Source organism: Sphingomonas cremea (assembly GCF_021502585.1).
GTDB lineage: Bacteria > Pseudomonadota > Alphaproteobacteria > Sphingomonadales > Sphingomonadaceae > Sphingomicrobium > Sphingomicrobium cremea.
Map to the genome: position 1 here is coordinate 279,884 of NZ_JAKFGM010000002.1, position 26,589 is coordinate 306,472.

27 protein-coding genes and 1 tRNA gene are annotated in these 26,589 nt (G+C 61.9%); 15 read left to right on the forward strand and 13 right to left on the reverse strand.

Going from position 1 to position 26,589, the window contains the following annotated elements:
• Positions 1-17 precede the first annotated feature (17 nt).
• Genes mnmG through LVY65_RS07835 form a run of 4 tightly spaced genes read left to right on the forward strand, consistent with a single transcriptional unit; the run spans position 18 to position 4,094 of the window.
• The gene (mnmG, locus tag LVY65_RS07820; RefSeq protein ID WP_235067476.1) at positions 18-1,820 is read left to right on the forward strand and encodes a tRNA uridine-5-carboxymethylaminomethyl(34) synthesis enzyme MnmG; all 1,803 of its coding nucleotides are present in this window, start codon (positions 18-20) and stop codon (positions 1,818-1,820) included.
• Complete coding sequence (rsmG, locus tag LVY65_RS07825; protein ID WP_235067477.1) at positions 1,817-2,431, forward strand: 16S rRNA (guanine(527)-N(7))-methyltransferase RsmG; 615 nt, start codon at positions 1,817-1,819, stop codon at positions 2,429-2,431. The genes mnmG and rsmG overlap by 4 nt, the downstream gene beginning before the upstream one ends.
• Positions 2,428-3,213, forward strand: coding sequence for a ParA family protein (locus tag LVY65_RS07830; protein ID WP_235067478.1), 786 nt, complete (start codon positions 2,428-2,430; stop codon positions 3,211-3,213). The genes rsmG and LVY65_RS07830 overlap by 4 nt, the downstream gene beginning before the upstream one ends.
• Positions 3,210-4,094: a ParB/RepB/Spo0J family partition protein gene (locus LVY65_RS07835; protein WP_235067479.1), complete on the forward strand. Its 885-nt coding sequence runs from the start codon at positions 3,210-3,212 to the stop codon at positions 4,092-4,094. Before LVY65_RS07830 ends, LVY65_RS07835 begins: the two co-directional genes overlap by 4 nt.
• Here the strand turns inward: LVY65_RS07835 and holA are convergent.
• The 4 genes from holA to LVY65_RS07855 are packed head-to-tail and all read right to left on the reverse strand — an operon-like array spanning position 4,091 to position 8,570.
• On the reverse strand, positions 4,091-5,113 hold the full coding sequence (holA, locus tag LVY65_RS07840) for a DNA polymerase III subunit delta (RefSeq protein WP_235067480.1): 1,023 nt from the start codon (positions 5,111-5,113) through the stop codon (positions 4,091-4,093). The genes LVY65_RS07835 and holA overlap by 4 nt on opposite strands.
• A complete protein-coding gene (gene lptE / locus LVY65_RS07845) occupies positions 5,110-5,604 on the reverse strand; it encodes an LPS assembly lipoprotein LptE (RefSeq protein ID WP_235067481.1) in 495 nt (164 codons plus the stop codon). The genes holA and lptE overlap by 4 nt, the downstream gene beginning before the upstream one ends.
• Positions 5,601-8,123: a leucine--tRNA ligase gene (gene leuS / locus LVY65_RS07850; protein WP_235067482.1), complete on the reverse strand. Its 2,523-nt coding sequence runs from the start codon at positions 8,121-8,123 to the stop codon at positions 5,601-5,603. The genes lptE and leuS overlap by 4 nt, the downstream gene beginning before the upstream one ends.
• A 12-nt stretch (positions 8,124-8,135) precedes the next feature.
• Positions 8,136-8,570, reverse strand: a complete 435-nt coding sequence (locus LVY65_RS07855; protein WP_235067483.1) for a DUF3576 domain-containing protein — start codon at positions 8,568-8,570, stop codon at positions 8,136-8,138.
• A 196-nt stretch (positions 8,571-8,766) separates the two neighbouring features.
• Here LVY65_RS07855 and LVY65_RS07860 point away from each other — a divergent pair, with 196 nt between their 5' ends.
• Positions 8,767-9,480, forward strand: a complete 714-nt coding sequence (locus LVY65_RS07860; RefSeq protein ID WP_235067484.1) for a porin — start codon at positions 8,767-8,769, stop codon at positions 9,478-9,480.
• 12 nt (positions 9,481-9,492) lie between these two features.
• Here the strand turns inward: LVY65_RS07860 and LVY65_RS07865 are convergent, their stop codons facing one another.
• Positions 9,493-10,032 carry a thiamine phosphate synthase gene (locus LVY65_RS07865; protein ID WP_235067485.1) on the reverse strand — a complete coding sequence of 180 codons (540 nt, stop codon included), beginning with the start codon at positions 10,030-10,032 and terminating at the stop codon, positions 9,493-9,495.
• 22 nt (positions 10,033-10,054) lie between these two features.
• On the opposite strand from LVY65_RS07865, the gene LVY65_RS07870 reads away from it, so the two are divergent.
• Positions 10,055-10,711 carry a YggS family pyridoxal phosphate-dependent enzyme gene (locus LVY65_RS07870; RefSeq protein ID WP_235067486.1) on the forward strand — a complete coding sequence of 219 codons (657 nt, stop codon included), beginning with the start codon at positions 10,055-10,057 and terminating at the stop codon, positions 10,709-10,711.
• 35 nt (positions 10,712-10,746) lie between these two features.
• Here the strand turns inward: LVY65_RS07870 and ribA are convergent, their stop codons facing one another.
• The 4 genes from ribA to LVY65_RS07890 form a co-directional block, all read right to left on the reverse strand.
• The gene (gene ribA / locus LVY65_RS07875) at positions 10,747-11,793 is read right to left on the reverse strand and encodes a GTP cyclohydrolase II (RefSeq protein WP_235067487.1); all 1,047 of its coding nucleotides are present in this window, start codon (positions 11,791-11,793) and stop codon (positions 10,747-10,749) included.
• The gene (locus LVY65_RS07880) at positions 11,790-12,581 is read right to left on the reverse strand and encodes an exodeoxyribonuclease III (RefSeq protein ID WP_235067488.1); all 792 of its coding nucleotides are present in this window, start codon (positions 12,579-12,581) and stop codon (positions 11,790-11,792) included. The genes ribA and LVY65_RS07880 overlap by 4 nt, the downstream gene beginning before the upstream one ends.
• Before the next feature lie 235 nt (positions 12,582-12,816).
• A complete protein-coding gene (locus tag LVY65_RS07885) occupies positions 12,817-13,440 on the reverse strand; it encodes a LolA family protein (protein ID WP_235067489.1) in 624 nt (207 codons plus the stop codon).
• A 94-nt stretch (positions 13,441-13,534) separates the two neighbouring features.
• Positions 13,535-15,874, reverse strand: coding sequence for a DNA translocase FtsK (locus LVY65_RS07890; protein ID WP_235067490.1), 2,340 nt, complete (start codon positions 15,872-15,874; stop codon positions 13,535-13,537).
• Between the two features lie 100 nt (positions 15,875-15,974).
• Between LVY65_RS07890 and LVY65_RS07895 the strand changes: the two genes are divergently transcribed.
• On the forward strand, positions 15,975-17,192 hold the full coding sequence (locus tag LVY65_RS07895) for a UbiH/UbiF/VisC/COQ6 family ubiquinone biosynthesis hydroxylase (RefSeq protein ID WP_235067491.1): 1,218 nt from the start codon (positions 15,975-15,977) through the stop codon (positions 17,190-17,192).
• A gap of 2 nt (positions 17,193-17,194) precedes the next feature.
• On the opposite strand, the gene LVY65_RS07900 is transcribed toward LVY65_RS07895, so the two are convergent.
• Entirely contained in the window at positions 17,195-17,851 is a 657-nt protein-coding gene (locus LVY65_RS07900; RefSeq protein ID WP_408021981.1) for an LON peptidase substrate-binding domain-containing protein, read from the reverse strand.
• The gene (locus LVY65_RS07905; RefSeq protein WP_235067492.1) at positions 17,848-18,753 is read right to left on the reverse strand and encodes a tetratricopeptide repeat protein; all 906 of its coding nucleotides are present in this window, start codon (positions 18,751-18,753) and stop codon (positions 17,848-17,850) included. The genes LVY65_RS07900 and LVY65_RS07905 overlap by 4 nt, the downstream gene beginning before the upstream one ends.
• Before the next feature lie 144 nt (positions 18,754-18,897).
• On the opposite strand from LVY65_RS07905, the gene LVY65_RS07910 reads away from it, so the two are divergent.
• Positions 18,898-18,972 (forward strand) — tRNA-Gly (locus LVY65_RS07910).
• A 141-nt stretch (positions 18,973-19,113) separates the two neighbouring features.
• Here LVY65_RS07910 and rpmG read toward each other — a convergent pair.
• Positions 19,114-19,281, reverse strand: a complete 168-nt coding sequence (gene rpmG / locus LVY65_RS07915) for a 50S ribosomal protein L33 (RefSeq protein WP_235067493.1) — start codon at positions 19,279-19,281, stop codon at positions 19,114-19,116.
• 173 nt (positions 19,282-19,454) lie between these two features.
• Here rpmG and LVY65_RS07920 point away from each other — a divergent pair, with 173 nt between their 5' ends.
• Positions 19,455-19,769 carry a hypothetical protein gene (locus LVY65_RS07920; RefSeq protein WP_235067494.1) on the forward strand — a complete coding sequence of 105 codons (315 nt, stop codon included), beginning with the start codon at positions 19,455-19,457 and terminating at the stop codon, positions 19,767-19,769.
• A 36-nt stretch (positions 19,770-19,805) separates the two neighbouring features.
• On the forward strand, positions 19,806-21,404 hold the full coding sequence (locus LVY65_RS07925) for a cisplatin damage response ATP-dependent DNA ligase (RefSeq protein WP_235067495.1): 1,599 nt from the start codon (positions 19,806-19,808) through the stop codon (positions 21,402-21,404).
• Between the two features lie 66 nt (positions 21,405-21,470).
• On the opposite strand, the gene LVY65_RS13320 is transcribed toward LVY65_RS07925, so the two are convergent.
• Positions 21,471-22,277 carry a cold-shock protein gene (locus LVY65_RS13320; protein WP_328282500.1) on the reverse strand — a complete coding sequence of 269 codons (807 nt, stop codon included), beginning with the start codon at positions 22,275-22,277 and terminating at the stop codon, positions 21,471-21,473.
• 245 nt (positions 22,278-22,522) lie between these two features.
• Here LVY65_RS13320 and LVY65_RS07940 point away from each other — a divergent pair, with 245 nt between their 5' ends.
• The 5 genes from LVY65_RS07940 to rpoN are packed head-to-tail and all read left to right on the forward strand — an operon-like array spanning position 22,523 to position 26,587.
• Positions 22,523-23,146 carry a ribonuclease D gene (locus LVY65_RS07940; RefSeq protein ID WP_235067496.1) on the forward strand — a complete coding sequence of 208 codons (624 nt, stop codon included), beginning with the start codon at positions 22,523-22,525 and terminating at the stop codon, positions 23,144-23,146.
• 11 nt (positions 23,147-23,157) lie between these two features.
• Positions 23,158-23,796, forward strand: coding sequence for an LPS export ABC transporter periplasmic protein LptC (gene lptC, locus LVY65_RS07945; RefSeq protein ID WP_235067497.1), 639 nt, complete (start codon positions 23,158-23,160; stop codon positions 23,794-23,796).
• Positions 23,793-24,338 (forward strand): LptA/OstA family protein, encoded by a 546-nt coding sequence (locus LVY65_RS07950; RefSeq protein WP_235067498.1) that lies wholly within the window; start codon positions 23,793-23,795, stop codon positions 24,336-24,338. The genes lptC and LVY65_RS07950 overlap by 4 nt, the downstream gene beginning before the upstream one ends.
• Complete coding sequence (gene lptB, locus LVY65_RS07955) at positions 24,335-25,108, forward strand: LPS export ABC transporter ATP-binding protein (protein WP_235067499.1); 774 nt, start codon at positions 24,335-24,337, stop codon at positions 25,106-25,108. Before LVY65_RS07950 ends, lptB begins: the two co-directional genes overlap by 4 nt.
• An 18-nt stretch (positions 25,109-25,126) precedes the next feature.
• Entirely contained in the window at positions 25,127-26,587 is a 1,461-nt protein-coding gene (rpoN, locus tag LVY65_RS07960; protein WP_235067500.1) for an RNA polymerase factor sigma-54, read from the forward strand.
• The last annotated feature ends 2 nt before the right edge of the window (positions 26,588-26,589 follow it).

Below are 26,589 nucleotides of genomic sequence, written 5' to 3' on the forward strand. Positions count from 1 at the left end.
GCCTGTAATGGCAGGCGATGTTCGACGTATTGGTCATCGGCGGCGGTCATGCCGGATGCGAAGCGGCTTGCGCGGCCGCGCGCCGGGGCGCGCGCGTCGCGTTGCTGACGTTCCGCGCCGACGATCTCGGCCAAATGTCCTGTAATCCGTCGATCGGAGGCGTGGGCAAGGGACATTTGGTGCGCGAAGTGGACGCGATGGGCGGAATCATGGCGCGCGCCGCCGACTGCGCCGCGATACACCGCCGGATGCTCAACGCCAGCAAGGGTAGCGCAGTGCGCGGACCCCGCGTTCAGGCCGATCGGCGTCTCTATCGCCGCGCGGTTGCCGACTTGGTCGTAAGGTCAAACGTAACGCTCATTGAGGGCGAAGCGGTGGCGCTGCGGCAGGTTGGAAGCGTTGTTGGCGGCATCGAAATTGCCGACGGGACGACGATTGGAGCCAAGGCAGTCGTGCTGACCACCGGGACATTTCTCGGAGCGACGATGTTTCGAGGCGAAGAGCGTTGGACCGGTGGCCGGCAGGGCGGCCAAGCAGCGACAGCTTTGGGCGCGCAGATCCGAGAGCTTGGTCTTGCTCAGGGGCGCCTCAAGACTGGGACGCCACCGCGGTTGGACGGGCGCACGATAGATTGGTCGCGAACCGTTGCGCAGCCAAGCGATCGCATGCCCTGGACGATGGGCCTGCGAGCGAACCCGACTGCCCAGCCGCAACTCAGTTGTGCGATAACACGCACAAATCAGCGAAGTCATGACGTCATTCGTAAGAGTTTGGGTCGATCGCCGTTGTTCGCGGGGGCAATCGAAGGCCGAGGACCTCGCTATTGCCCATCGATAGAGGACAAGGTCCATCGGTTTGGCGATCGCGATGGCCACCAGATTTTCCTGGAACCTGAGGGCCTCGATACGTCGCTTGTCTATCCAAACGGAATTTCAACTTCGCTACCGGGCGACGTCCAAATAGAGTTGGTGCGCAGCATAGAGGGCCTTGAGCGAGCTGAGATCGTTCAACCGGGCTATGCGGTCGAATATGAATATGCCGACCCACGCCGGCTTGAACCGACGTTTCAACACCGGGAAATGTCTGGATTATTCTTCGCCGGTCAGCTCAATGGGACGACCGGCTACGAGGAAGCGGCCGCTCAAGGGTTAGTTGCAGGGCTTAACGCAGCTGCGGTTGCACTCAGCGTTGCCGCGGTCCGTTTCGATCGGGGCGCTAGCTATATTGGAGTGTTGGCCGATGACCTTACATTGCAGGGCGTCAGCGAACCGTATCGCATGCTAACGGCGCGTTCTGAGTATCGCCTGCATCTTCGCGCCGACAACGCAGTTTCTCGCTTGGGCCCATTGGCATTGGAGCTGGGTGTCCTCGACTCAGAACAGGAAGCATTGGTTCGCCACCGCCTTGAAGCGAAGGTTCAGGCGGCGGGCGAGCTAGAGGTTCGGGTGATCGGAAGCGAGCTCGGACTCGACGATACCGCGCGCAAGCCGCTGTCCGAGTGGGTAAGGCGTGAAGATGCAAGCGCGTCCGTCCGTGCGATGCTTGGCCACATCGCGGCAATCGATGAAGCAATCGATGACGCCATTTACGCGCCCTACCTGACGCGTCAAAAGGACGAGCTAGCGGCGCGCTCCCGCGATTGTGAGCTCGCGATCCCTATTAGTTTCGAGTTCGACCGGGTCCCGGGGCTTTCGACTGAAATGCGCGAAAGGCTTGAGCAAGCTGGGCCTGCGGATATCGACCAGGCGTCCCGCGTCCCCGGTATCACGCCTGCGGCCTTGTCTGCCTTGCATTTCGCTTTGATGCGAAACGCCGCATGATCGAAGTGCTGAGCGCGGCGGCGAACCGCGACGTTTCACGTGAAACATTTGAACGTCTCCGAGCTTATGCGGACCTTTTGCTTGCCGAGAATAATAGGCAAAATCTGATCGCACCGAAGAGCATTCCCGACCTTTGGAACCGCCATATCCTCGATGGCGCCCAGCTTCTCGGCGTGGCGCAAGGGGGAGGGAGTTGGTGCGATATCGGATCTGGCCCCGGGCTGCCCGGCTTGGTGATCGCCATCCTCGGCGGGACGCCCATGACCCTTGTCGAGCCGCGCCGGCTTCGTGCCGACTTTCTTCGCGGCGCAATCGAGCATCTTGGTCTGGAACACGTGGCGGTGGAGGAGCGCAGGGTCGAACGACTCTCGGGCCAGTTCGACTTTATCACCGCTCGAGCCGTGGCGCGGCTGGAACGACTGTTCGGCATGGCGTGTCATTTGGCCCACGCTGAAACGAAATGGATCCTGCCTAAGGGCGAATCGGCAAAATCGGAACTGGATGAGGCGCGCGCGACGTGGCAGGGTGAGTTCTGCCTGGTACCGAGCCAGACACATAGTGGAGCGGCAATAGTCGTTGCCAAAAATGTCCAGCGGAGGGGGAAGCAATGATCCGCGTCGCAGTGGCCAATCAGAAGGGCGGGGTCGGCAAGACCACTACCGCTATAAACCTGGCGACGGCGTTGGCGGCAATCGGCTGGAAAGTGGTCCTGATCGACCTTGACCCGCAGGGCAATGCCTCCACCGGTCTTGGCGTTGGCCAGGCAGCTCGCGAACATTCGAGCTATGACGTTCTCCTGGGCGAGACCAGCATCGTCGAGGCTGCGGTCGCGACCAAGGTTCCGCGACTCGATCTTGTGCCAGCGACGGTCGACTTGTCGGGTGCCGAAGTCGAGTTGGTGGGGATGGACGACCGCACTCATCGACTGGCGCAGGCTTTCGACGAAGTGCCGGAGGGGCGCTGGGACATTTGTCTGCTCGACTGCCCGCCATCACTCGGTTTGTTGACGGTCAACGCGCTGGTGGCGTCACGTCAGTTACTCGTGCCGTTACAGTGTGAATTCTTTGCGCTTGAGGGTCTAAGCCAGCTCCTGCAGACGGTGGAGCGCATTCGATTGGCCTTCAATCCTGAGCTATCGATCCTTGGCGTTGCGCTTACGATGTTCGATCGGCGCAACAACCTGTCGCAGCAGGTATCCGAAGACGTGCGATCCTGTCTCGGAAGTGCCGTGTTCGACACGGTTGTGCCGCGCAACGTGCGGCTGTCAGAAGCGCCAAGCCATGGCTTGCCGGCATTGATCTATGACCTGAAGTGCCCGGGATCCGAGGCCTATATCAAGCTCGCCCGTGAAATCATTACGCGCTTGCCGCGTTTCGCACTGGAGGCCGCATGAAGAAAGCCACCGGATTGGGGCGGGGCCTAAGCGCGTTGATCGATGAGGCGGTTCGGCCGGCGAAGGCGAGCACATCGCCTTCGGCTGACGGTGTAAGGGCGATTGAAATCGGCCGAATTCGGCCGAATCCATCGCAACCTCGCCAACATTTTGATAAGCAGGCGATCGACGAACTCGCGGCTTCTATAGCCGAACGTGGCGTGCTTCAGCCGATCCTCGTCCGCGTAAGTGGCGATGGTTTTGAACTCATTGCCGGTGAGCGGCGATGGCGCGCGGCGCAAAAAGCACGTTTGCATGAGATTCCTGCGCTAATCCGCGAGGTAAATGAGGAATCGAGCGCTGAGATAGCTCTAATCGAGAATATCCAGCGCGAAGATCTCAATGCGATCGAGGAAGCCGAGGCATACCGGCAGTTGATCGGTCGATATGGCCACAGCCAGGAGGTGATCGGGAAACTTGTCGGAAAGTCGCGCAGTCACGTCGCGAATCTTTTGCGGCTGCTCGATCTGCCCGAAGCAGTGCGCTTAATGCTGCTGCGAGGCGATATCAGTATGGGGCACGCTCGCGCCGTCGCGACTGCGCCGGATCCCGAAGCCTTGGCGCTGCAGATCGTAGATGGCGATTTGTCGGTCCGCCAGGCGGAACATTTGGCAAAGAAAGTCCGGCCTGGCCCAGGTCATGACATTGGCCGTGCATCGGCCCGCAACGCCGCTCGCCCCATGGACGCCGACCTTTCGGCCCTCGAGCGCCAGTTGAGCGATCTCCTGGGATTAAGGGTCAAGGTTAGCCATGGAAAGAGCGGTGGCTCGGTATCATTACACTATAGCACGCTCGATCAACTCGACCTGATCTGCCAGCGCCTGAGCGGCGAACCAATTTAGCCTTTCTGTCGCGCCGCTCGAGCCAGGGTCACCAGCATCTCACCAAGCGCCGCCTCGTCGGATAGCGGGCGCAGCATGATCTGGCGTTCGAGCGCCGACACCCGCGCCGCAGCTTCTGTGAGCCGCTCCGCCGACCAAACCGACAAAAGCCGCTGAATTAGCGGTTTATCTTTCCAGAACAGAGACTTGCCCATTGACGTCATGACGCTATCGACGCTCTGACCCTGCTCCACGCGAGCGCGCAACGGAGCCAGCATCAGCAAACGACGCTGAAGCGAGCGAAGCACGGGAATCGCCTCGCTTCCACCGCTTGGCAATCGACCTAGCTCGTCGATCAACTCGTTCATCCGCCCGGCCAACGCCAGATCGCCCAGTCGCATAACATCGGCTTCAGCAGAATCGGCGCCCAGCAAGTCAAGCGTCTCTTGGTCGAGATCGCAGGGATTTGCCGTATCCGCGCCAAGATAAAGCGCGAACTTGCCCAACTCCTGAGCCGCAATAGCCTGGTTATTGGAAGTGGCCCCGGCGATCCGCTGGGCAATGGCCGGCATGATCCGCAGACCATTCTTCCGTCCCAGTTCAATCACGACTCTCTCCATGTCGCGCCCCTCCGGAACATAAGAGCAATGAGCCAGCGCAGCCGGATGAGCTTCGGCTAGCTTCAGCAACGCAGAGGTCTTTCGGATAGAGCCGGCCAGCGCCACCACCGCGCTTTCGCTGGCCGGTGCATCGAGCAAGGCGCCAACACCTTCGGCAATTTCGTCGCCAGCGGGCTCGACCCATATGGCGCGCTTTCCGCCGAACAGCGCCATTGCACCGGCCTCATCGGCCAGGGCGGCCGGGTCCGCCTTGATCGATTGACCAAGGACGATGAATTTCTCTGCGTCACCGAGCCCCTTCAGCAGCTGCATAGCAAGAGCGCGCGATCCGGCCTCGTCGGGGCCATGGAATAAATAAAAGCGAATCTTTGGATCGGGTCGCTCCAGCGCGCTCGCTAGGCTGGCCTTGACGGCTTTCATTGCCCCGAAGCGCGGTTGCGGACGTAAAGTGAGATACGCGAAACCATCTGGTCGGCGATCACCGTCGCAAGCCTTTCCTGCGCTGTCTGCTCAGCCGCTACCGTCGCATATTCTGAGCTCACCACATCAATGCCGGCGTCAGAACCGGCGGTAGCATCCAGCACGACTTCCCCGGTCCCAATCTCCACCAGCCGATAGCGTGCACGCAACGTGCGGCGTTCGCGGGTGGTGGTGCTGTCCCCGCGAATTCCGAATGCGATCAAATTGTCGTCAAGCTCCACTTCGAGCCGAAAGACGGGATTGGTGGCTTCGCCGCCCATCCGGTCGACCAGCGCGTTTCGCACCAGCCATCCCGCTCGCTCCGGGATCGGCGCCACCTGAACGGCGCTAAGCCCGCTTGCCACCTGCCCCGACGATCCACCGGCATACATTGGCTTAAGCCCGCAGGCCCCGAGAGCTAGCATCATCGCCAAGGCAAGCGCGCGGATCATGCGACGATATTGACCAGCCTGTCGGGAACCACAATCACCTTGCGCGGCGTCCCGCCGCCCAATTGCGCTTGCACCTTGGGCAAGGCAAGCGCGAGCACTTCGGCATCCTCGCGGCTAAGGCCCCGCGCCGCCGTCATCGTGTCGCGCAGCTTGCCGTTAATTTGCACGGCAATCGTCACCTCGTCATCGACCAGCAGGCCAGGTTCGAAAGCGGGCCAAGAGGCGTCAGCGATCATTCCGGTTTCGCCCCGTGCGGCCCAGGCTTCCTCGGCCAAATGCGGCGCGCCTGGCGCAATCAACAGCAGCAGCGTCCTGATGGCTTCATCGCGGGTAGCCGAAGGTTTCGCCTTTTCGATCGCACTGGCCAGCTCGTAGAGAGCGGCGACCGACTTGTTGAACTGCAGCCCTTCGATCGCTTCGCCGACCGCGGCAATGGCGCGGTGAAGCTTGCGCAACAGCGCCGCATCATGACCGTCATTTCCTTTAGGTGCCAAGGCCAGCCGCCAAACTCGCTGCACGAAACGGGCAGCGCCTTCGATTCCGCTTTCAGACCATTCGAGATCGCGCTCCGGCGGGGAATCGGAAAGCATGAACCAGCGCACGGCATCGGCACCATAACGGTCGAGAATAGGCTCGGGGTCGACCGTATTCTTTTTCGATTTGGACATCTTCTCGACCCGGCCGAGCCGGACCGCGGTGCCGGTCGCACGTTCGACCAAAGCACCATTTTCGGCCACTGCAACCTCATCCGGGTTGAGCCACCGGCCGTCGAGGCTCTCGTAGGTTTCGTGGGTGACCATGCCTTGGGTGAATAGGCCTTTAAACGGCTCCTTGATGCCGATTTTGCCTATCCGCTCGAGCGCACGGGTCCAGAATCGGGCGTAAAGCAGGTGCAGAATCGCATGCTCCACCCCGCCGATATACTGTCCGACCGGAAGCCATTTCTCGGCTTCCGCGCGGTCGAATGGGCGGTTGTCAGGCTGGCTGGCGAAACGAATGAAATACCAGCTGGAATCGACGAAGGTGTCGAGCGTGTCGGTCTCGCGACGCGCGGCTGCCCCGCATTTGGGGCAATCGACCGTTGTCCAAGTCGGATGGCGATCGAGCGGATTGCCCGGAAGCTCGAAGCTGACATCCTCGGGCAGCACAACCGGCAACTGGTCGCGCGGCACTCCTACCGGCCCGCATTCTTCGCAATGGACCACCGGGATTGGCGTGCCCCAATAGCGCTGGCGGGATACTCCCCAGTCGCGCAGGCGATATTGGGTTTTGCCCTCGCCCCATCCGGCGGCTTCCGCGCGCTTAATGACTTCAGCCGTCGCCTGATCGCTCGCAAGACCGTCCAGGAATCGCGAATTGACCGCGATCCCGGCCCCCGGCTCCGCCTCCACGACCGGCTCGTCGGCCCCCCTTGGACTATCCGCGACGACTCGCCGGATTGGCAGGTGATATTTCTTCGCAAATTCAAAATCGCGCACGTCATGCGCAGGCACGCCGAACAATGCGCCGGTGCCATAGTCCATCAACACGAAGTTCGCGATCCACACAGGCAGGCGCCAGTCGGGATCGAGCGGGTGTAATACTTCAAGGCCAGTATCGAAGCCGAGCTTTTCGGCGGTTTCGATCTCGGCGGCGCTGGTCCCTCCAGCCCTGGCCCTGGCAATGAACTCAGCGACTTCTGGCCGTTCGGCCGCCAGAGCCTCGCCGATCGGGTGGCTTGGGGAAATGGCGACGAAGCTGGCCCCGAAGATGGTGTCGGGGCGCGTCGTGAACACTTCGATGTCGCAGGCGCCGCCAGGAGCGGTTCCTGCAAGCCGAAAGCAAAATTGCAGGCCGCGGCTCTTGCCAATCCAATTTTGTTGCATCAGCCGAACCTTGTCCGGCCATTGGTCAAGGGTTCCGAGACCCTCAAGCAGATCCTCGGCGAAGTCGGTGATCTTCAGGAACCATTGGCTCAATTTCTTGCGCTCGACCGGCGCGCCGGAACGCCAGCCCTTGCCGTCGATGACCTGCTCGTTGGCAAGCACGGTCATGTCCACAGGGTCCCAATTGACCTCGCTTTCCTTACGGAAAACGAGTCCCGCTTCCATCAGGTCGAGGAACAGCGACTGCTCGTGGCCGTAATAATTGGGCTCGCAGGTCGCGAGCTCACGGCTCCAGTCGAGAGCGAAGCCGATGCGCTGCAGCTGTTCGCGCATGGTGGCGATGTTCTGGCGAGTCCAGGTGCCCGGATGGACCTTCTTTTCCATCGCCGCATTCTCGGCAGGCATGCCGAACGCGTCCCAACCCATCGGGTGAAGAACCTCATAGCCCTGCATGCGGCGGAATCGGGCAAGGACGTCGCCCATGGTATAGTTGCGGACATGGCCCATGTGGATGCGCCCTGAAGGATAGGGGAACATCTCCAGCACATAGGACTTGGGCTTGGCCGAATTGCTGTCGGCTTGAAAGCTTCGGGCTTCCGCCCAGCGCTTCTGCCAGCGCCGGTCGGCAACCGCCGGGTCGAAGCGGTCGGTCATGAGGCGATAACCTTAGCCGCCGACTGTGGTGCGGCGAAGATCGCGGGCGCGGGTGAGGATGATATCCTCAAGCTTCTGGACGGTGGCGGCGGCCACCGGCGCATCGACCCAGACTCCATTCTGGTTGACCTGGCGGCTGGCCGCGACGCGGAGCGCATCGGCCCGAAGATCCTGGTCGATGATCGATACCGTCAGCTTTACTCGTTCGCCCGGCGTGGTGGGATTGGCATACCAATCGGTGACAATCACCCCGCCATTGCTGTCCGCGGTAATCAGCGGGGCGAATGACAAGGTATCAACGGCCGCGCGCCACAGATAGGCGTTGACGCCGATCGACGTCATCCGCGAAGGCGCAAGCTCCGTCGGAAGCTCCCTATTCCTGGTGCACCCCGGCAGGGCGACGCCGGCGACGATCAGGGCGGCAAGTGAAAGGGTCAGACGGGACATAAACTCTCTCTTCGAGCAAAAAGGGCGTCGTTCAAGGGGCGTTATAGATGCTGCCACCGTCCCGGCAAGCGACAGAATTTGGGACAGGCTCAGCGAATCTTGTGGACTCTGCGCAACAGGGGGCGTCTGAATCAAATTGAGTCATGGAACCGACAGGTTCGGAAGACTATATCCATGATGAACAGGAGTCTTTTTCGTGACCAACAGGGAAACCATGGCAGGAGGAAAACTGGCGCTCGCGCTGGCCGCTGCCGCTATGGTGATGACCCCTGCGATCGGGCTGGCCGCCGCGGCCAAGCAGCGTCCGCCCGCTATATCCTTGAGTTTCGACAAGATTTCTACCTTTACTCCGGCGTCCGCGGATCCCCGGCTGGCGGCGATGTTCGCCGGTCGCAATACTTCGATTGCCGATTTCAAGTTTACACCGGCTGCGGCCAAGGGGCGTCCATCGCAGCTTCGAGTCGCGGTTCGTGCCAGCGGCGTTGCGACTCCGGCGCGGCCGGTCGAGGTCGCGGTTGCTTCGTCCCCAACGGGATTGGCGCCGGCTCAATATGACCTTGGCCTTGCGGTAGGCTGGAAGCGTTTTGCGATTGCCGGCGACGTTGCCCGCTCGAGCAGCCCCGATCCGGTGATCGGCACGCGTGAAACCGCGGTGGTCGGTGTCAGCTACAATCTGAAGAAATTTACCGGTCGAGTCGCGGTCGGCGGCGAGCGCAATGATAGCCGCGTCGCCCCGCTGGCACGCCCGGACAGCATGTCGGTTGACGTCGGGGCTTCCTACAGCATCAGCCGAAATATCGCGCTGACCGGCGGCGTTCGATACAAGGTCGAGCGCGATCAGATCCCGGCGCTGGCCGAGGACCATCGCGACAGCAAGGCCGTCTACGTCGGAACCGCTTTCAAATTCTAATCGCCTAAAGGCCTAAGATTCCAGCCAGGCGTCGATCCCGGCCCATCCGTGAAATGCGGGTCCAAGCTCCCAGAATTTGCCAAACGTCATCCCACCCAGTGCGATTGCTGGGCAATTGGCGAGCCTTGCCAATCTGGCGGCGCGATCGACTCCCAGCGCAGCCCCACCCGGATGTGAACGTGTCGGATAAATCGGGGAGATAAAGACTAGATGCGCCCCTTCCTTACCGGCCGCTCGCGCCTCGCACTCGTCGTGAACCGAGCGGGAAAAAGGTAAATCGCCTGCTTCTGACGGATTGTGAACCAGGCTGGCACCGAGCCGCCCTGCCAAAGTGGGATCGCGGGCCACCGCCAGCATCAGTTTTCGAGCGCGGGCCAATTCTGCGACTCTTTCGCCAAGCTCAAGGCGTTCCGCGGGGACAAGGCTGCAATGGCGGAAGACAATTCCGCCCGTCCCTTGTGGAACCCGGCCGATTGCCTCCCACAATCCATCACCCATCCGCTCATCGGTCATCAGCCAGTCGCGCGGCCATTGGGGCTGGTTCACTGTCATGCGGCTTCCTATAGCGCGCCGCATGACCGATGCCGCAACCCGCCTCGCCAACATTCGATCGTCCATCGTGCGCTCCGCCAAGGCAGCTCGGCGCGATCCGGGCGATGTGACCTTGGTTGCCGTGACCAAGCAGCGTAATCCGGAGGAAATTCAGCCGCTAATCACCGCCGGCGTCACCGATTTCGGTGAAAACCGCGTCGCTGAGGCAGCGAACAAATGGCCATTACTCCGGTCCGTGCATCCCACCATCAAGCTGCACATGATTGGCCGGCTTCAATCGAATAAGGCGGCCGAAGCGGTCGAGCTGTTCGACGTCATCCATTCGCTCGACCGTCAATCGTTGCTCAAGGGGCTGGTGGCGGCCGGCGAACATGCGCGGCGGTTTCCCGAGGTCTATGTTCAGGTAAACATCGGCGCTGAGGAGCAAAAAGGGGGCCTCCCAATCGCCGACTTGCCCGTATTTCTTGATGAGGTCCGAGCTTCGCCCCTGCCGCTGGCCGGGTTGATGGCGATGCCCCCGTTAGGGGTTGAGCCAGGCCCCTATTTCGCGCTGCTCGCAGAATTGGCGCGGCGTCATGGCGTCAAGGGTCTAAGTATGGGCATGTCCAGCGACTATGCCACCGCGGTCATGCTCGGCGCGACGGTCGTCCGCGTGGGATCGGCCTTGTTCGAAGACTGATCCAATCTGCGCCAGTCGGTCCGCCGCTTGGACAATTAGTCGAGGTGACCGCTGCGCTTGCGCTTGGTGGCCAGGTAATCAGCATTGTGCGGATTGGCGGGCATATGATGTGCCACCCGCTCGACGACCTCGATCCCCTCATGCTCGAGGCCAGCGATCTTGTTAGGATTATTGGTCAGCACCCGCACCCGGTCGATACCCAATGCACGGAGCATCGCCGCAGCCATGGCATAATTGCGCTCATCGTCGGCGAACCCTAGCCGGCGATTGGCATCGACCGTGTCAAGGCCACGGTCCTGGAGCGCATAGGCTCGCAATTTGTTGGCAAGGCCAATTCCGCGGCCTTCCTGGCGAAGATAAAGCAGTATGCCCCCACCGGTGGCACCCAGGATGCGCAGCGCTTCCTTGAGCTGTGGGCCGCAGTCGCATTTGAGGCTGCCGAACACGTCGCCGGTGAGGCACTCGCTGTGCAAGCGGACGAGCGGCGGTTTCCCGCCGAACGCGCCGATCACCAGTGCGACATGCTCTTCGCCGCTGGCGGGATCGCGGAAGGCGACCATCTGGCTTGGCGGCAAATCGTCCAACGGCAGCTTGGCCCGGGCAACGATCGTCGCCACCGGCGCATCGGTGGCTTCGGCAATCGACGCCGGATCGATCCGGATATTGGCATCGGAATCAACGAGCCAAAGCGCCGGTAGCAACCCGGCCAACCGCGCCAGCGTCAATGCCGCCCGGGCGCAGTCGGGATTGTCGACGGGAATGGCTTCCAGCGGTCCGATTGGCCCGCGGTCAAAATCAAGCGCCGGATCGGCCAGCGCCCGCGCCGCGTCACGATCGAGCCATTCGCAATGGCGAACCTCCACCGGTCCAATTTGACCAGCGGCGTCATGGGCATTGCCTAGACCAAGGGCCATGGCACGGGAACCACTGAGAAGCATTGGAGCACACCCATCCGGGTCGACCAAATCAAGCATCGCCTCACCGGCAGTCTCGACCGACAACATGCTGGCCTGCCCTACCCTTACTGGCCGTCCCGCTTGCAGCGCAGCGATTGCCTGCTCGATCGATGAAGGCTTGCTCACACCTCAAGCTCTAGAATCAGCGGGACGTGATCGGAAGGCCGGTCCCACCCGCGGCAGGACTCCAGCACGCGGTGGGAGATCGCTTGCGGCGCAAGCTGGGGTGAAGCCCACATATGGTCGAGGCGGCGGCCGCGGTCGCTCGCCGCCCAATCCTGGGCGCGGTAACTCCACCAGGTAAAGTTGCGATCTGGTGCCGGGATGAACCGGCGGCCGAGGTCAACCCAATCATGCGCCTGCCGCAGACTGCCAAGCGTCTCGACTTCGATCGGCGTGTGGCTGACGACGTCGAGCAGCGCCTTATGGTTCCAGACATCGCATTCCAGCGGCGCTATGTTGAAATCGCCGACGACCAAGGTCGGCTCAGCCAACTTCTCCGACCAGCGGGTCATTCGCTCGATGAAGTCGAGTTTCTGGCCGAACTTGGGGTTGAGGTTGCGGTCGGGAATATCTCCTCCAGCGGGGATATATACATTCTCAAGCCGGATGCCGCACTCGAGCCGAACACCGACATGCCGCGCCTCGCCATTGTCCTGCCAGTCGTGACGACCGGGGTCGCCTAGCGGGACCCGCGACAGGATCGCGACGCCGTGATGCATTTTCTGGCCGTTGAGCTCGTGATGCACATAGCCGCGTGAGTGAAACAAGGACGCGGGAAAGACATGGTCCTGGGCCTTGGTTTCCTGCAGGCAAAGGATATCGGGCCGCTCCTCGTCGAGCAGGCGTTCGACGATGGCCGCGCGGGCGCGCACCGAATTGATGTTCCAGCAAGCGATCTTGAGCGTAGTCACGGAAAGTCCTGTAGCGCCCTATACAGCCGTGTGAAGGAGGACCTTTTCATGCCAGTCCCCCGGACTGGCATGAAAAGGCCCTTGCTCCGGGGGCATGGAGCAAGGGCCGACCAAGCGTTCGTCACGCAAGGTAATCGCCGATTGACCCGGGTAACAGGGGGAAACCCCGGTTAGCGACGATCACGCTCCTATATAAACCGGCAAAACTGTCGCCAGCATTAACCGTTTTCGATTGCTACGCTTTTTTGCGCTTCGGCTCGGCATAATTGAAGGCGCTGTCAGGCACTGCGACGTTGTAGCGCTGGTTCGAAAGTCGAACGGTTGTCTTCTTGTTCTGAGCGTCGATCGCTGTCCAGCCTTCAAGGCGCAGGCCGCCCGGAGCATCCGGCGCTCGCTGGAAGGCCATCACCAGCGTGCCGAATTCGGGCCGGCGGGCGTCGCGCGCGCGAACCACGATGATGTTTGGGCTCTCGGCCGGCATGATTCGCGCGATCCGACCTAGGTCGGGGTTGGGCGAGAGCAATACTGCCAACGGAGACTTGGCGATAGGCCAGCTCGACTTCTGGCCAACGTCATAGTCGATGAAGCTTAGAGTCTTGCCGTTGGCCACCAGCAACATGTTGACGCCGCCGCCATAAGCAAAGCGAATCCTTCCTGGCCGCTTGAGACTAAGCGTTCCGGCCAACTGCCGGCCCTTTCCGTCGGTTTGCAGAAAGTCCGCGGTCATGGACTGGGTCGAGGCAAGGCTTGCTTCGACCGTTTTAAGCTCTCCGGAAGTTGCCGCCGGTGCCGGGGCTACTACCGTCGCGACCAGTGCAGCCGGAACGACGGCGCGCGCGATACTGTTGGCGAAACTCATTTCAAACTCCTGATTATTTGCCGCCAGTGATGGCCATTGCGCATTGAATGCGCCCTGAACCTGCCGGTTCCCTGTGGTTCAGGGTCGAAAGTGGTCAGATTGGATGACCGTCGGTGTCAATCAGCACCTCGCGGCGGCCCACATGATCGGGCTGGCCGACCAGCCCGTCCTTCTCCATTCGCTCGATCAACCGGGCGGCACTGTTGTAACCAACACGGAGCTGGCGCTGCAGATAGCTGGTGGAGGCCTTCTGGCTTTCGGCGACGATCTGGATCGCCTTTCGATAAAGCTGGGTTTCTGGATCGTCATCGCCGACCGGCTGGCCATCGAACATATAGCCGCCGTCCTCGGGCTCTTCGGTCACCGCCTGGTTATAGTCGGGGCTTCCTTGCTTGCGCCAATGGTCGGCGACCGCCCGAACTTCTTCGTCACTGACGAACGGGCCATGGACGCGGATGATCTGCTTGCCGCCGGGCATGTACAGCATGTCGCCCTTGCCCAGCAATTGCTCGGCGCCCTGCTCGCCGAGGATCGTCCGGCTGTCTATCTTGCTCGTCACCTGGAAGCTGATGCGGGTTGGTAAATTCGCCTTGATCACGCCCGTAATGACATCGACTGAGGGACGCTGGGTGGCCATGATCAAATGGATGCCGGCGGCGCGCGCTTTCTGAGCCAACCGCTGGATCAGGAACTCGACTTCCTTGCCGGCCGTCATCATCAGGTCGGCCAACTCGTCGACCACGACGACGATCTGCGGCAATACCTCATATTCCAGCTCTTCGGTCTCGTAGACGGGCTGGCCGGTGTCGGCGTCGTAGCCCGTCTGGACTCGCCTTCCGAGCCTTGATCCCTTTGCCTTGGTATCACGCACCTTGGCGTTGAAGCTGGCCAGCTGGCGAACGCCCAGGCTGGCCATCATCCGATAGCGCTCCTCCATTTGCTCGACCGTCCATTTCAGGGCGCGGATCGCCTTGCCCGGCTCGGTGACGACAGGAGAGAGGAGGTGGGGGATGTCATCGTAGATGCTGAGCTCGAGCATCTTCGGATCGATCATGATCAGCCGGCACTCATCGGGACTCATTCGATAGAGCAGGGACAAGATCATGCAGTTGAGGCCGACCGACTTGCCCGATCCGGTAGTGCCGGCGACGAGCAGGTGGGGCATCGGCGCGAGGTCGGCAATCACCGGATCGCCCGAGATATTCTTTCCCAGGATCAGCGGTAGCGACATGTTCTGATCTTCGAACGCCTGGCTGCCGATCAGTTCCGACAGGCTCACGGTTTCTCGCTTCTGGTTGGGAAGCTCGATTCCAATCACGCTCCGTCCTGGGATTGTGGCAACGCGCGCTGACAGTGCCGACATGTTGCGGGCGATGTCGTCGGCCAGCTGGATTACCCGGCTGGCCTTGATCCCGCTGGCCGGCTCCAGCTCGTACATCGTTACAACCGGCCCTGGCCTGACCTCGACGATGTCACCGCGAACATGGAAATCCTCCAGCACGCTTTCGAGCAGGCGGGCGTTTCGCTCGAGGCCGGCACGGTCGATATGGCCCTTGGGCTTCTCTGGCGGCTTTGCCAGCAATTCGAGCGAAGGCAGCTGGTAATTGTCGCCGAGCGCGAGGCTCGCCTGGCCGGGAAGCGCGCCCGCCTTACCCCGCTTCGGCCCCAACTTGGCAGCCGCCGCGATCGGTCGGGCAGGGTCGGCAACCGCGACTGCTGGGCGCGAACGAGGTGGAATAGCGATGCCCTCCTCGTCGTCGGCTGGCGCTTCGCGGCTTCGGCGAGGTCGCGGCGCCGGACTGGTGTCGCGGCGCAGCTTGTCCGCCGCCCATTGCTTCTCCTCGGGCCGAATACCGAGCGCGAGCCAGCCAATCACGAAGCCGCTCAATATCAGTATCGCCATCAGTGCCAGCCGCAGTGGGCCTTCGATCGACGGATTGCCGACCAGCCGCACGGCGGAATCGACGCCGTAGGCGCCGGCCAGGCCAAGCGCGCCGCCATATCCCGCCGGAAGGCCGGAAACCGCGGATCCGGCGTAGAGACCGAGCGCGACCCCGATCAGTGCCACCCCCAGCGCCGCCACCAGCAGCGCCCGTCGCATTGAGCCGATATCGACCCCGCGCACCATCCTCAGCCCGATCAAACCGACCAGCGGCAGGAACAGCGCAGAGGCAGGCCCAAACAGGAATAGGAGAGCGTCGCTGGCATAGGCTCCGAATGGGCCAAGCCAATTGGTTGGAGGTCCTGCGGCCGCGGTCGTAAAGCTTGGGTCGACACTTGAATGAGTGACCAGCGCCACGCCTAGCGCGATCGACAGTCCAATCAGCACAAGCCCGACCGTGCGCCGCACAAATCGCCGGATCGAGGCCGCCAACGTTTCGCGCCAGTCGGGTCCCAAATCTTTCTTCTGTGCCCGCTGTGCGGCGGTCGCCATGACGTCACTTCCCCCAGCATTATTGCGCATCCCATAGTGCCTGTCGCCGGACTCGGGGGCAAGACTTCCCTCGTCACGATGCGACGACTAGGGAAGGCGCATGGACAGGGCGGACGTAATCATCTTGGGCGGTGGCCTGGTTGGCCTTGCACTGGCGGCGGCGCTGGATTCCAGCGGCCTTTCCTCGATCGTCGTCGACCCGGCCGATCCCGAACTGCGCAAGGATGCTGCGTTCGATGGGCGCACCAGTGCGCTTAGCTCATCTTCGAAGCGCATGTTCGACACGATTGGTATCAGCGATCATTTTCCCGTGCCGGGCTGTCCTATTCGACGGATCGAGGTCGCCGACGGGCTCGAACCAGGCGGGCTGGCATTCGATCCGGGCGACGATGAAGAGCCCTTGGGCTGGATGAATGAGAACCGCCATTTGCGTGCCGCGCTGCTGGCCCGCGCCGAGAAGGGCAAGAATATCTGGCTGATGTGGAAGGCCAAGGCTGCAGCCGTGGAGCGGGGTGATTTCGGCGTAACGGTTCGACTGGAAGACGGGCGAGTGATCGGGGCGCCGCTGCTCGTCGCCGCCGAAGGCCGCAATTCGCCGATGCGCGAGGCCGCCGGCATCCGGGTTGCTCGCTGGAAATATGACCATTCGGCCATCGTCTCGACGCTTCGGCATGAACGGCCGCACGACCATGTCGCCTATGAAATTTTTTATCCGCAAGGGCCGTTCGCGCTTCTGCCGATGACCGATGACGACGGGGGTCACCGGTCGGCGATCGTTTGGTCGGTGGCTGGAGTTGACGCACCGGGGCTCCTATCGTTGAGCGATGCAGATTTCTCGTACGAGGCGGAAGCCGCGATGGGCGGTTTCCTCGGGAAGATATCGCTGCTCGCGCCGCGCTCGACTTATCCGCTCGGTTTTCATCACGCAGCTCGGATCACTGACCATCGGCTGGCGCTGGTCGGCGACGCGGCCCACGGGATCCATCCGATTGCGGGCCAGGGCGTCAATCTCGGCTACCGCGATGCCGCCGCCCTGGCGCAGGTGTTGGTGGAAGGGGCACGGCTGGGGCTCGACCTGGGCGACCATCAGATTCTGGATCGCTTCCAACGCTGGCGTGGGCTGGACACTTTCATGGTCAGCCTGGCGACCGACAGCCTGACGCGCATTTATGGGGTTCCCGGCAAGACCGCGTCAAAGGTCCGCCGCTTCGGCATGAGCCTTATCAACCGGATCGGCCCCGTAAAGGACCGGTTGATGGCAGAGGCGAGGGGCACCAGCGGAGATTTGCCGCTGCTTCTTCGCGGCCTTCCGATCTAACCTTATTGTAAAGTCTGACCGACATCCGCGCCGCCCGGAGCCAGGCGCTGGAACTGCATCAACTGGACGACAAGGTCGGCGCGGCCGGCAAGCGTCGGCTCCTCGAGCAGGGCCTGCTTGGCGCCGGCATCGAATGGCGCGACCTGGGCGATGGCGTTGACCAGCATCTCATCGTCAAGCTGTCCGACCGCCGACCAGTCTACTGCAAGGCCCAACGCGTCGCCGAACCTTTTGGCTTCTCGCTCGACATCCGCGCGCTGCGCCAGCGCCAACGGCGGCGGTTCCGAATCGTCGAACGCAGCCAGATCCACATCGGCCTGGCGATAGGCGGTACCGAGGTCGCGCTCCGCGATCAGCCGGAAACGGTTTGACCCATGAAGGACAATGTTGAACCGTCCGTCATCGAGCTCTTCCACTGCAACAATCTCTCCGAGGCAACCTGCGTGAAACAGGGGCACGGGTTCGGGCTGCGACGAATCCCCGTCGCCCAACGTCGGGATCGGTTGAATCATTCCAATCCGTCCCGGCCCGGCTAGCGCGTCACGCACCATTTCGCGGTATCGCGGTTCGAAAATATGCAGCGGCAGCTGGGAACGCGGAAGCAGGATCGCTCCGGCCAACGGGAACAAGGGGATTCGCGCTGGCTTGGTTCCCATCATGTGAATAGCAAGGCCGATAGCCGACGACGCTGCGCCCTGGCCCATGGGTCTTCCAGACCGCTCGCCTCCAATATTTGCAGCAACCGAATGCGAGCCGCGCCTTCATTCCAATCCCGGTCGCGTGCGATAATCTCCAGCAATCCATCCGCTGCGGCATCACGGTCGCCAGCCGCCATACGTGCCTGGGCGACGGCAAAGCGCGCTTCATGATCATCCGGATTGGCGCTAACTCGCGCTTCCTCGGCAGTCACATCGGCCGGAGGAGTAGCCGCAACTTCCAGCGCTGCCCGTGCTCGACCAATCGCCGGGTGCTTGAATTCATCCTCCGACAGGGAATCGAGCAATGTTCGCGCCTCGTCAATTTTGTCGGCAGCTATCATTGCCCGGGCAAGGCCGCCGATAACCGAGGGATTCTTGGGATCCATTTCGAGAATCTGGCTGAAGATCGATTCGGCCCGGTGTGCGTCGCCCTCACCGAGCACCTGCTCGCCCATCGCGATTAGCGGCTCGACCTGGGCGGCAAGGTCTTGCGCCGCGCCCTTGACGGGCAACTGGCCCAGTAACTGATCGAGAATGCGCTTCAGCTGCGCCTCGGTGCGGTAATTGGTGAGGTCCGCAATCGGCTGGCCTTGGAAGATCGCGTAGACTGTCGGGATCGACTGGACCCGGAATTGGGCCGCGATCAGCTTGTCCCGGTCGACGTCGACCTTCGCCAGGACAACGCCTTTTTCAGCATAATCCGCCGCGACCTTTTCCAGCACCGGACCGAGTTGCTTGCAAGGGCCGCACCATTCGGCCCAGAAATCGAGGATGACGAGGCTGGCCATCGACGGCTCGACGACTTCGCGCTCGAACCGCTCGATCGCCGCGCGCTCATCTTCGCTCACGCCCAATGTCGCCACGCCTTGCTCCTCGTTCGATGGCCTTGCGATATGGGCCCAGGCCAAGCAGTGGGCAAGGCCGGGCGGTTAGGGGTTGCATGGGTCCGGCGGAGTTGCTAGCTGCCCGCTCCACCCGACCGGACTTCATCCGGTCCGCCATGTCGAGCGGGCGTAGCTCAGGGGTAGAGCACAACCTTGCCAAGGTTGGGGTCGAGGGTTCGAATCCCTTCGCCCGCTCCATTTTCTTGCGCTGCAGGCTTTGAAGGTCGGTCATGTTCCGGCGCCAACTGTGCGCCCAAAAGCAATGGGGCGGCCCGGATTACCGGACCGCCCCGAATGATTGAGCTTCGATCCCCGCAAGGGCGAGGGTAACCTAGGGGGTTACTTGATCTTGGCTTCCTTGAACTCGACGTGCTTGCGCGCGACCGGGTCGTACTTGCGGAACGACATCTTCTCGGTCTGGTTGCGCGGGTTCTTCTTGGTCACATAGAAGAAGCCAGTGTCAGCGGAGCTGACCAGCTTGATCTTGACGGTTGCCGGCTTGGCCATCGCGAGAATCCTGTAGCGCTAGAAAAAATGAAGGCGGGCCGTAAGGCACCGCCCGAACCGCGGCTCCATGGCGAGCACGGCATCCTTTGTCAAGTTTCACGGAGCCGTCACAGGACTTTGACTCACCGTTAACCAATTTGGGCGAGGCTTCACGGGTGAACGGAGAATCATCCATGGCCGCGCTCGATTCGCTGAACATTGTCCGCATCCGCATTGGCGAGCGGATCGCCGAGATCGAGGAGCGCGTCGCTCGACTGAAGCCGGTCGATATTTGTGCGAAAATGGAGGCCATCCGGGCGCTGGCAACGGAGCATGGCCTCGCTGCGCTTGAAGGCCTTGCCGATTATGGCGCACACCACGCGTTGATGCCCGGCCATGTCGCGGCGACGCGAGCTTGCCTTGAGCATATGGATGAGGCCCTGATGAGCGAGGATGCCGCGCACGATCGCGAATCGATCCTCGCCGCCCTGGCTGTACGGATTCACTAGGCATCCACATTGCGCCTCGCGCATTGTCGCGGGGTAATGCGCGCATTTTCCCAGCTGCTCGATGACCTCGTCTACACCCGCTCGCGTAACAGCAAGCTCAAGCTGATCGGCGACTATCTTAAGGGAACGCCAGATCCCGACCGCGGCGTCGCGCTCTCCGCACTGACCGGAACGCTCGACATTCCGGCGGTTAAGCCGGCTCAAGTTCGGGCGCTAGGCGAAGAACGGGTCGACCCGGTGCTGCTAGCAATGAGCCGCGACTATGTTGGCGATATGGCCGAAACGGTATCGTTGCTGTGGCCGGCACCGGAGGGGCAAGTCGGCGAGCTGGACGACGGCACTATCCGCATCTCGGACGCTGTCGATCGGCTGCGGCTTGCAAGCCGATCGGATGCTTCTGCGACGCTTGCCTCAATGCTCGACCATCTCGATGCATCGGGGCGATTCGCGCTTCTCAAGCTGGCCACTGGGGCATTGCGGGTGGGTATATCCGCTCGGCTTGCAAAGCAGGCGTTGGCCGACGCTTTCGGTCTCAATGTCGATGAGGTCGAGGAGGTGTGGCACGGATTGCGCCCACCTTATCGGGAGCTATTCGAATGGGGCGAGGGCAGGGGGCCGCAGCCCACTACCATGGATGTGCCGACGTTTCGGCCGTTCATGCTCGCCCATCCGCTCGACGAGACGCGCGTCTCTCTCGAGGAATATGCTGCCGAATGGAAATGGGACGGCATCAGAGTTCAACTCGTTCACACCGGAGGACAGACTCGGCTTTTTAGTCGGACCGGCGACGACATCAGCGCCAGCTTCCCGGACGTCGCGTCCGCCTTCGCGGTGCCAGCAGTTGTTGACGGCGAGTTGCTGGTGCGTGGCGAAGAACAAGGGGCGGCAATGCACGGTGGGGCGGCCGCGAGCTTTAATGCGTTGCAGCAGCGGCTGGGTCGGAAGAGTGTCAGCGCCAAACTGCAGGGCCAATATCCAGCCTTTGTTCGCCTTTATGACATGCTGTTTGACGGCGGCATGGACCTGCGCTCCCTCGCCTGGAGTGAGCGGCGGGCCCGTCTGGAGGCCTTCGTCCCAAGGCTCGACCCGTCACGTTTCGACCTGTCTCAATTGATCGACGCCGCCAATTTTGAGGCGTTAGAGGACCTGCGTACCGGCGTGCGTGGCGAGGGGGTCGAAGGAATGATGCTCAAGCGCCGCGATTCGCCCTATGTCGCGGGTCGCCGGACGGGTCTCTGGTATAAATGGAAGCGCGATCCGCTGACCGCCGACTGCGTGCTGATGTATGCTCAGCGAGGCTCCGGCAAGCGGTCGAGTTATTATAGCGACTATACCTTTGGCTGCTGGGCAGGCGACGATGAGTTGCTGCCAGTGGGCAAAGCCTATTTCGGCTTCACGGATGAGGAATTGAAGTGGCTCGACCGTTTCGTCCGGCAAAATACCGTCAACCGCTTTGGGCCGGTGCGGGAAGTTGAGCGGACCCTTGTGCTGGAAGTCGCATTCGATTCGATCCACCGGTCGACGCGACATAAATCCGGGCTTGCGATGCGCTTTCCGAGGATAAGCCGAATCCGGACCGATAAGCCAGCGCATGAGGCGGACCGCATTGATACGCTGCTGGCAATGGCGACCTGACCGGCTACGAAAAAGCCCGCCCGGCTCGGCGCCGGACGGGCCTTTATCCCCGCTCAGAAGTGAGCGTTAAGCCAGCGGCTGAAGATTCACCGCTGCATATTTGCCTCGACGATCGACTTCGATGTCGAATTCGAACCGATCGCCTTCATTGATTGTCGGCAGGCCGGCGCGTTCGACTGCTGAGATGTGAACGAATGCATCCGGCTGGCCGTCATCGCGGCTAATGAAGCCAAAACCCTTCATGGAGTTGAAGAATTTGACGGTGCCCTGAGCCTTTTCGCCGGTCAGCTGCCGTTGCGGGCCGCCAGCGGCTCCGCCCTCGCGGCCGCCTTCGCGCGGAGCGGCGGAGCGAACGACTTCCATCGGCTCACCATCGATCTTGAGGTTGGTCGCCGAGACGCGCCCCCCGCGATCGACCAGCGTGAACTCAAGCGGCTGGCCATCGGCGAGATCGGTCAGACCTGCCTGCTCCACCGCCGAAATGTGCACGAACACGTCCTCGCCGCCGTCGTCGCGGACAATGAATCCAAATCCCTTCTGCGGATTGAAGAATTTGACGACGCCTTTGCCCTCGCCAACGACCTGGGGAGGCATTCCGCCACCCGCACCGCCGCCGCGGAAACCGCCGCCACCGGCGCCGCCTCCACGGAAACCGCCGCCGCCACCGCCGCCATAGCCGCCACCGCCGCCGCCGCGATAGCCACCGCCACCACGGTCGCCAAAGCCGCCGCCGCCGGGACCGGCAAAGCCGCCGCGGTCACCGAAGCCACGGTCAAAGCCTGCGCCTGCGAACTCTTCACCACCACCGAAACTGTCGCGCTTGTCACGGCCGCGACCACCGCGGTCACCCTTACGCCCTCGATCGAAACCCATGAAATCTAAACTCTCTCGTGCCCCAAATCGAAAAAACCAACGCGCTGGGCCAATGGCGCAACCGGCCGTGCCCGCGAGGTAGGTCCGCACGCACGGTGCGAGTCTCTACAGGAAAATTGGCGCTTATCCTAGAGACTCCATGGTTAAGGCTGGCAAGCGCTACCCTGATGCGACTAGAGAAGTAGAAAATCGAAGCCGTCACCGCCAGTTCAGGCGGCGGCGGCCAGTAGAAGACCGGGACTGTTATGGCGATCCATTTCCACGAAGAAGACCTTCCGTCCGACGATCTGTTCGCCCCGGGTGCGACGATTGCGGTGGATACCGAGGCGATGGGTCTCATCCCGGGCCGTGACCGACTGTGCCTGGTTCAATTGAGCGATGGATCGCCGCACGAGCATTTGGTTCGATTTGGCCCGGATAGCGACTATTCTGCGCCCAACCTCCGGGCGCTGCTGACCGACCCGGACCGGCTCAAGCTCTATCATTTCGCACGCTTCGACGTAGCGATCATCCGCGCCTATCTCGGCGTCATGGCTACTCCGCTCTATTGCACCCGGACCGCATCGAAGCTGATCCGGACATATACCGACCGTCACGGACTAAAAGAGCTGGTGAAGGAGCTCCTTGGCACGGACCTGTCGAAGCAACAGCAAACCAGCGATTGGGGCGCCTCCGAGATCAACGACGCGCAGCGCGAATATGCCGCCAGCGATGTGCGCTACCTTCACCGGTTGAAGGAGCAGCTCGACCAGCGGCTCCACCGTGAGAATCGCATGGAATTGGCCCAAGCCTGCTTCGATTTCCTGCCCGCGCGGGCACTGCTCGACCTCGCCGGCTGGGCGGAAGACGATATTTTCGCTCATGGATAAGCCGAACCACCTTGTCTGAAGCCGCTCATCGAAAGCAGGAGATCAAGCGCTACTGGGCCGAACCTGGGAGCCGCCACGACATGGTGATCCGTGCGATGAAGTACGGTTTGCCCATAATCATCGTCGTGCTTGTCTTCATGCTTGCCATCGCCCCATTCGAGAAGCGCGGGGACGTCAGCTTCATTCTGGACAAGAATAAAGTGGATGAGGCGCGAGAGCGGATGAGGGTCGAGCAGGCGAGCTATGTCGGCGAGGACAATAAGGGTCAGAAATTCCAAATCGTCGCCGATCGCGCGGTACAGCAGTCAAGCAATGTGCCGATCGTGATGATCGAAGGGATGCGGGCGCGACTGAACCTGGCGCGGGGACCACTGAGTATCGCGGCGATGAAAGGCAGCTACGATATCGAACAGGAAAAGGTACAGGTCGTAGGGCCAGTCGCGGTGGTCGGGCCGGACGGTTATCGACTGCTGACGCGTGACGTGCGGGTCGATCTGGACAAGCGTACGATGCAATCGAGCGGTCCGGTCAGCGGGACTATGAAGCTTGGGCAGTTTCAGGCGGGCCAGCTGAGTGCCGACCTGGACGAGCGCATAGTGCGGCTCGATCGCGGAGTCCGCTTGAAAATCGAGCAGGGGGCAGTCAGATGATCTTCATGAAGTCGAAGCGGATCATCGCATGCAGCCTGATTGCTGCCGGCCTCCTGGGCGCAGGGATGGCCCAAGCCCAAGAAGGTATTTCGGCGCTCAAAGGGCATGACAGTAAGGCGCCGGTCGACGTGACCGCTGACCGGATGGAGGTGCAAGACAGGGTGGATCGAGCTATCTTCGCGGGCAATGTACTTGCGCGCCAAGGCGAGCTTTCGCTTCGCACGGCACGGCTGACGGTGGCCTATGCAAGCCAGGACGGAATCGACATTAATCGGATCGATGCCAGTGGCGGCGTGACCGTAACCAGCCCAAGTGAAACGGCGCGCGGCGATTTCGCGGTATACGACCTTAACGAGGGAATGATCACCATGGTCGGCAATGTCCGGCTCGAACGTGGCGGCTCTTATTTGAGCGGCGGGCGGTTGACGATCGATCTCGATACGGGTCGCGCGGTAATGGACGGCGGACTGCGCGGCGTGAATCAGGGTGGAGGACGGGTAAGCGGCCGCTTTACCGTCCCGAAGGGCAATTCGAAGCAATGAACGAAGCCGCGCTCTTCGAGGCACCCGCCGCCGCCGTTGGAACGGCGATGCGCGGACTTGAAGTGCGCTCGATTGCCAAAAGTTATGACAAGCGGGCGGTACTGCATGATGTCTCGCTCCACGTTGAGCGCGGCGAGGTCGTTGGCCTTCTCGGTCCCAACGGCGCGGGCAAGACCACCTGCTTTTACTCCGTGATGGGCCTGGCACGTCCAGATGCCGGGCGTATCTTCCTGGACGGGCGCGACATTACGCATTTGCCTATGTACCGGCGATCCATCCTCGGGCTTGGCTATCTGCCGCAGGAAACCTCGATCTTCCGGGGATTGACTGTCGAACAGAATATTCTGTCGGTGCTCGAAATATCCGAGCCCGACAGCAACGCGCGTGAGGCTCGGCTTGAGCAACTGCTCGGGGAATTCGGCCTCGCCCACCTTCGCGACGCCCCGGCAATGGCGCTTTCAGGCGGCGAACGGCGGCGATGTGAAATCGCGCGGTCGTTGGCCGCCGAGCCGTCGATCATGCTGCTCGACGAGCCCTTCGCCGGGATCGATCCGATTTCCATCGCCGATATCCGCGACCTCGTCTGCGAGCTCAAGCAGCGCGATATTGGCGTCCTCATCACCGACCATAATGTTCGTGAAACGCTCGACATCGTCGACCGCGCCTGCATCATCTATGATGGGCAGGTCCTTTTCGAAGGCACCCCGCAGGCCCTGGTCGCGGATGAGAATGTGCGGAGGCTCTACCTTGGCGAAAGCTTCGCGCTCTAGCGCGGGAGTGTAGCAGCCATGGGGCTAGGCCCGCGTATCGATATTCGCGTTTCACAGTCGCTGGTGATGACCCAGCAGCTGCAGCAGGCAATCAAGCTGCTTGCCTTGTCCAACCTCGAAATCGAGGCCGTCATCGCCGAGGAATTGGCCAAGAATCCGTTGCTTGAGGCTCGACCGGGCGAGGGAGGCGCCGGGGAAGGAGTCATTCTTCGAGAGGACCGCGAGATTGGTGAGGAAGCCGCCGATCCAACTGGATCGGACGAGCTGATCGGCAGACTCGGTGGCGCCGACGATAGCCCGGTCGATGTCGACTGGCGCGAGGCCGCGCTGGAGACCGACAGTTTCGCCGACGTCGGCGGCGTGTCCGGCGGAGAGGAAGCGTTCGATTTTGATCGGCTCGAAGGCGGCGAGGCAGGGCTTGCCGAGCATCTCATGAGCCAGCTGCACGGGGTAGGTGGGACTGTGGGGCGGCTGGCCGAAGCAATCGTCCATGAGCTTGAGGAAACCGGCTATCTTGAAACGCCGCTCCGGGTGATCGCGGGGGAACTGGAGGCCAGCCTTAAGGAGGCCGAGGACGCACTGGCCATCGTTCAGTCACTGGATCCGCCGGGGATCGCTGCACGAAATTTGGAAGAATGCATCGCGCTCCAGGCGAAGTCCGCCGACCGCTACGACCCGGCGATGGCTAGGCTGATCGCCAACCTCGACATGCTCGCCAAAGGGCGAATGGCGGACCTTCGCCGCATCTGTGGTGTCGACGAAGAGGATCTTGCCGACATGGTGCGCGAACTTCGCGCCTACGACCCCAAGCCCGGTTGCCGCTTCGTCACCAAGGAGCCGGAGGCGATCACGCCCGACGTTTTCGTCCGGCAAACCAAGACGGGCTGGCTGGTAGAGCTCAACAATAGCGCGCTGCCGCAAGTCCTGGTCAACCGCCGCTACCACGCCGAGTTGAAGCGAGGGCCGCAGGACAAGGCGTCGAAGGCCTGGCTGGGAGATTGCCTGGCCAGCGCCAACTGGTTGGTTAAAGCTCTCGACCAGCGCGCCCGGACCATCGTCAAGGTGGCGACTGAAATATTGAAACAGCAGCAGGGCTTTTTCGAGCACGGCGTATCCGCACTCCGCCCGCTGACCCTCGCCAAGGTGGCCGAGGCGATCGAAATGCATGAATCGACCGTCAGCCGAGTGACGTCGAACAAGTTTCTTGCCTGTGATCGGGGCATGTTCGAGCTCAAATATTTCTTCGGCTCGGGCGTCGCAAGCGAAGGCGGCGAGGGCGCCGCCGCCGAGGCGGTCAAGGCCGCCATCGGCAAGCTGATTGCCGAAGAACGCGAAATATTGAGTGATGACACGCTGGTCGAGTTGCTCAAGGAACAGGGCTTCGACCTCGCCCGCCGCACCGTAGCAAAATATCGTGAGGCGATGGGCATCGGCTCATCGATTCAGAGACGGCGCCAGCGGAAAATGGTGGGCGGATAGGG

Excerpts from the sequence above, each read along its gene's own strand:
- mnmG (WP_235067476.1), top strand. The coding sequence starts at position 18 with ATGTTCGACGTATTGGTCATCGGCGGCGGTCATGCCGGATGCGAAGCG.
- rsmG (WP_235067477.1), top strand. The coding sequence starts at position 1,817 with ATGATCGAAGTGCTGAGCGCGGCGGCGAACCGCGACGTTTCACGTGAA.
- LVY65_RS07830 (WP_235067478.1), top strand. The coding sequence starts at position 2,428 with ATGATCCGCGTCGCAGTGGCCAATCAGAAGGGCGGGGTCGGCAAGACC.
- LVY65_RS07835 (WP_235067479.1), top strand. The coding sequence starts at position 3,210 with ATGAAGAAAGCCACCGGATTGGGGCGGGGCCTAAGCGCGTTGATCGAT.
- holA (WP_235067480.1), bottom strand. The coding sequence starts at position 5,113 with ATGAAAGCCGTCAAGGCCAGCCTAGCGAGCGCGCTGGAGCGACCCGAT.
- lptE (WP_235067481.1), bottom strand. The coding sequence starts at position 5,604 with ATGATCCGCGCGCTTGCCTTGGCGATGATGCTAGCTCTCGGGGCCTGC.
- leuS (WP_235067482.1), bottom strand. The coding sequence starts at position 8,123 with ATGACCGACCGCTTCGACCCGGCGGTTGCCGACCGGCGCTGGCAGAAG.
- LVY65_RS07855 (WP_235067483.1), bottom strand. The coding sequence starts at position 8,570 with ATGTCCCGTCTGACCCTTTCACTTGCCGCCCTGATCGTCGCCGGCGTC.
- LVY65_RS07865 (WP_235067485.1), bottom strand. The coding sequence starts at position 10,032 with ATGACAGTGAACCAGCCCCAATGGCCGCGCGACTGGCTGATGACCGAT.
- LVY65_RS07870 (WP_235067486.1), top strand. The coding sequence starts at position 10,055 with ATGACCGATGCCGCAACCCGCCTCGCCAACATTCGATCGTCCATCGTG.
- LVY65_RS07885 (WP_235067489.1), bottom strand. The coding sequence starts at position 13,440 with ATGAGTTTCGCCAACAGTATCGCGCGCGCCGTCGTTCCGGCTGCACTG.
- LVY65_RS07890 (WP_235067490.1), bottom strand. The coding sequence starts at position 15,874 with ATGGCGACCGCCGCACAGCGGGCACAGAAGAAAGATTTGGGACCCGAC.
- LVY65_RS07895 (WP_235067491.1), top strand. The coding sequence starts at position 15,975 with ATGGACAGGGCGGACGTAATCATCTTGGGCGGTGGCCTGGTTGGCCTT.
- LVY65_RS07900 (WP_408021981.1), bottom strand. The coding sequence starts at position 17,851 with ATGATGGGAACCAAGCCAGCGCGAATCCCCTTGTTCCCGTTGGCCGGA.
- rpmG (WP_235067493.1), bottom strand. The coding sequence starts at position 19,281 with ATGGCCAAGCCGGCAACCGTCAAGATCAAGCTGGTCAGCTCCGCTGAC.
- LVY65_RS07920 (WP_235067494.1), top strand. The coding sequence starts at position 19,455 with ATGGCCGCGCTCGATTCGCTGAACATTGTCCGCATCCGCATTGGCGAG.
- LVY65_RS07925 (WP_235067495.1), top strand. The coding sequence starts at position 19,806 with ATGCGCGCATTTTCCCAGCTGCTCGATGACCTCGTCTACACCCGCTCG.
- LVY65_RS13320 (WP_328282500.1), bottom strand. The coding sequence starts at position 22,277 with ATGGGTTTCGATCGAGGGCGTAAGGGTGACCGCGGTGGTCGCGGCCGT.
- LVY65_RS07940 (WP_235067496.1), top strand. The coding sequence starts at position 22,523 with ATGGCGATCCATTTCCACGAAGAAGACCTTCCGTCCGACGATCTGTTC.
- LVY65_RS07950 (WP_235067498.1), top strand. The coding sequence starts at position 23,793 with ATGATCTTCATGAAGTCGAAGCGGATCATCGCATGCAGCCTGATTGCT.
- lptB (WP_235067499.1), top strand. The coding sequence starts at position 24,335 with ATGAACGAAGCCGCGCTCTTCGAGGCACCCGCCGCCGCCGTTGGAACG.
- rpoN (WP_235067500.1), top strand. The coding sequence starts at position 25,127 with ATGGGGCTAGGCCCGCGTATCGATATTCGCGTTTCACAGTCGCTGGTG.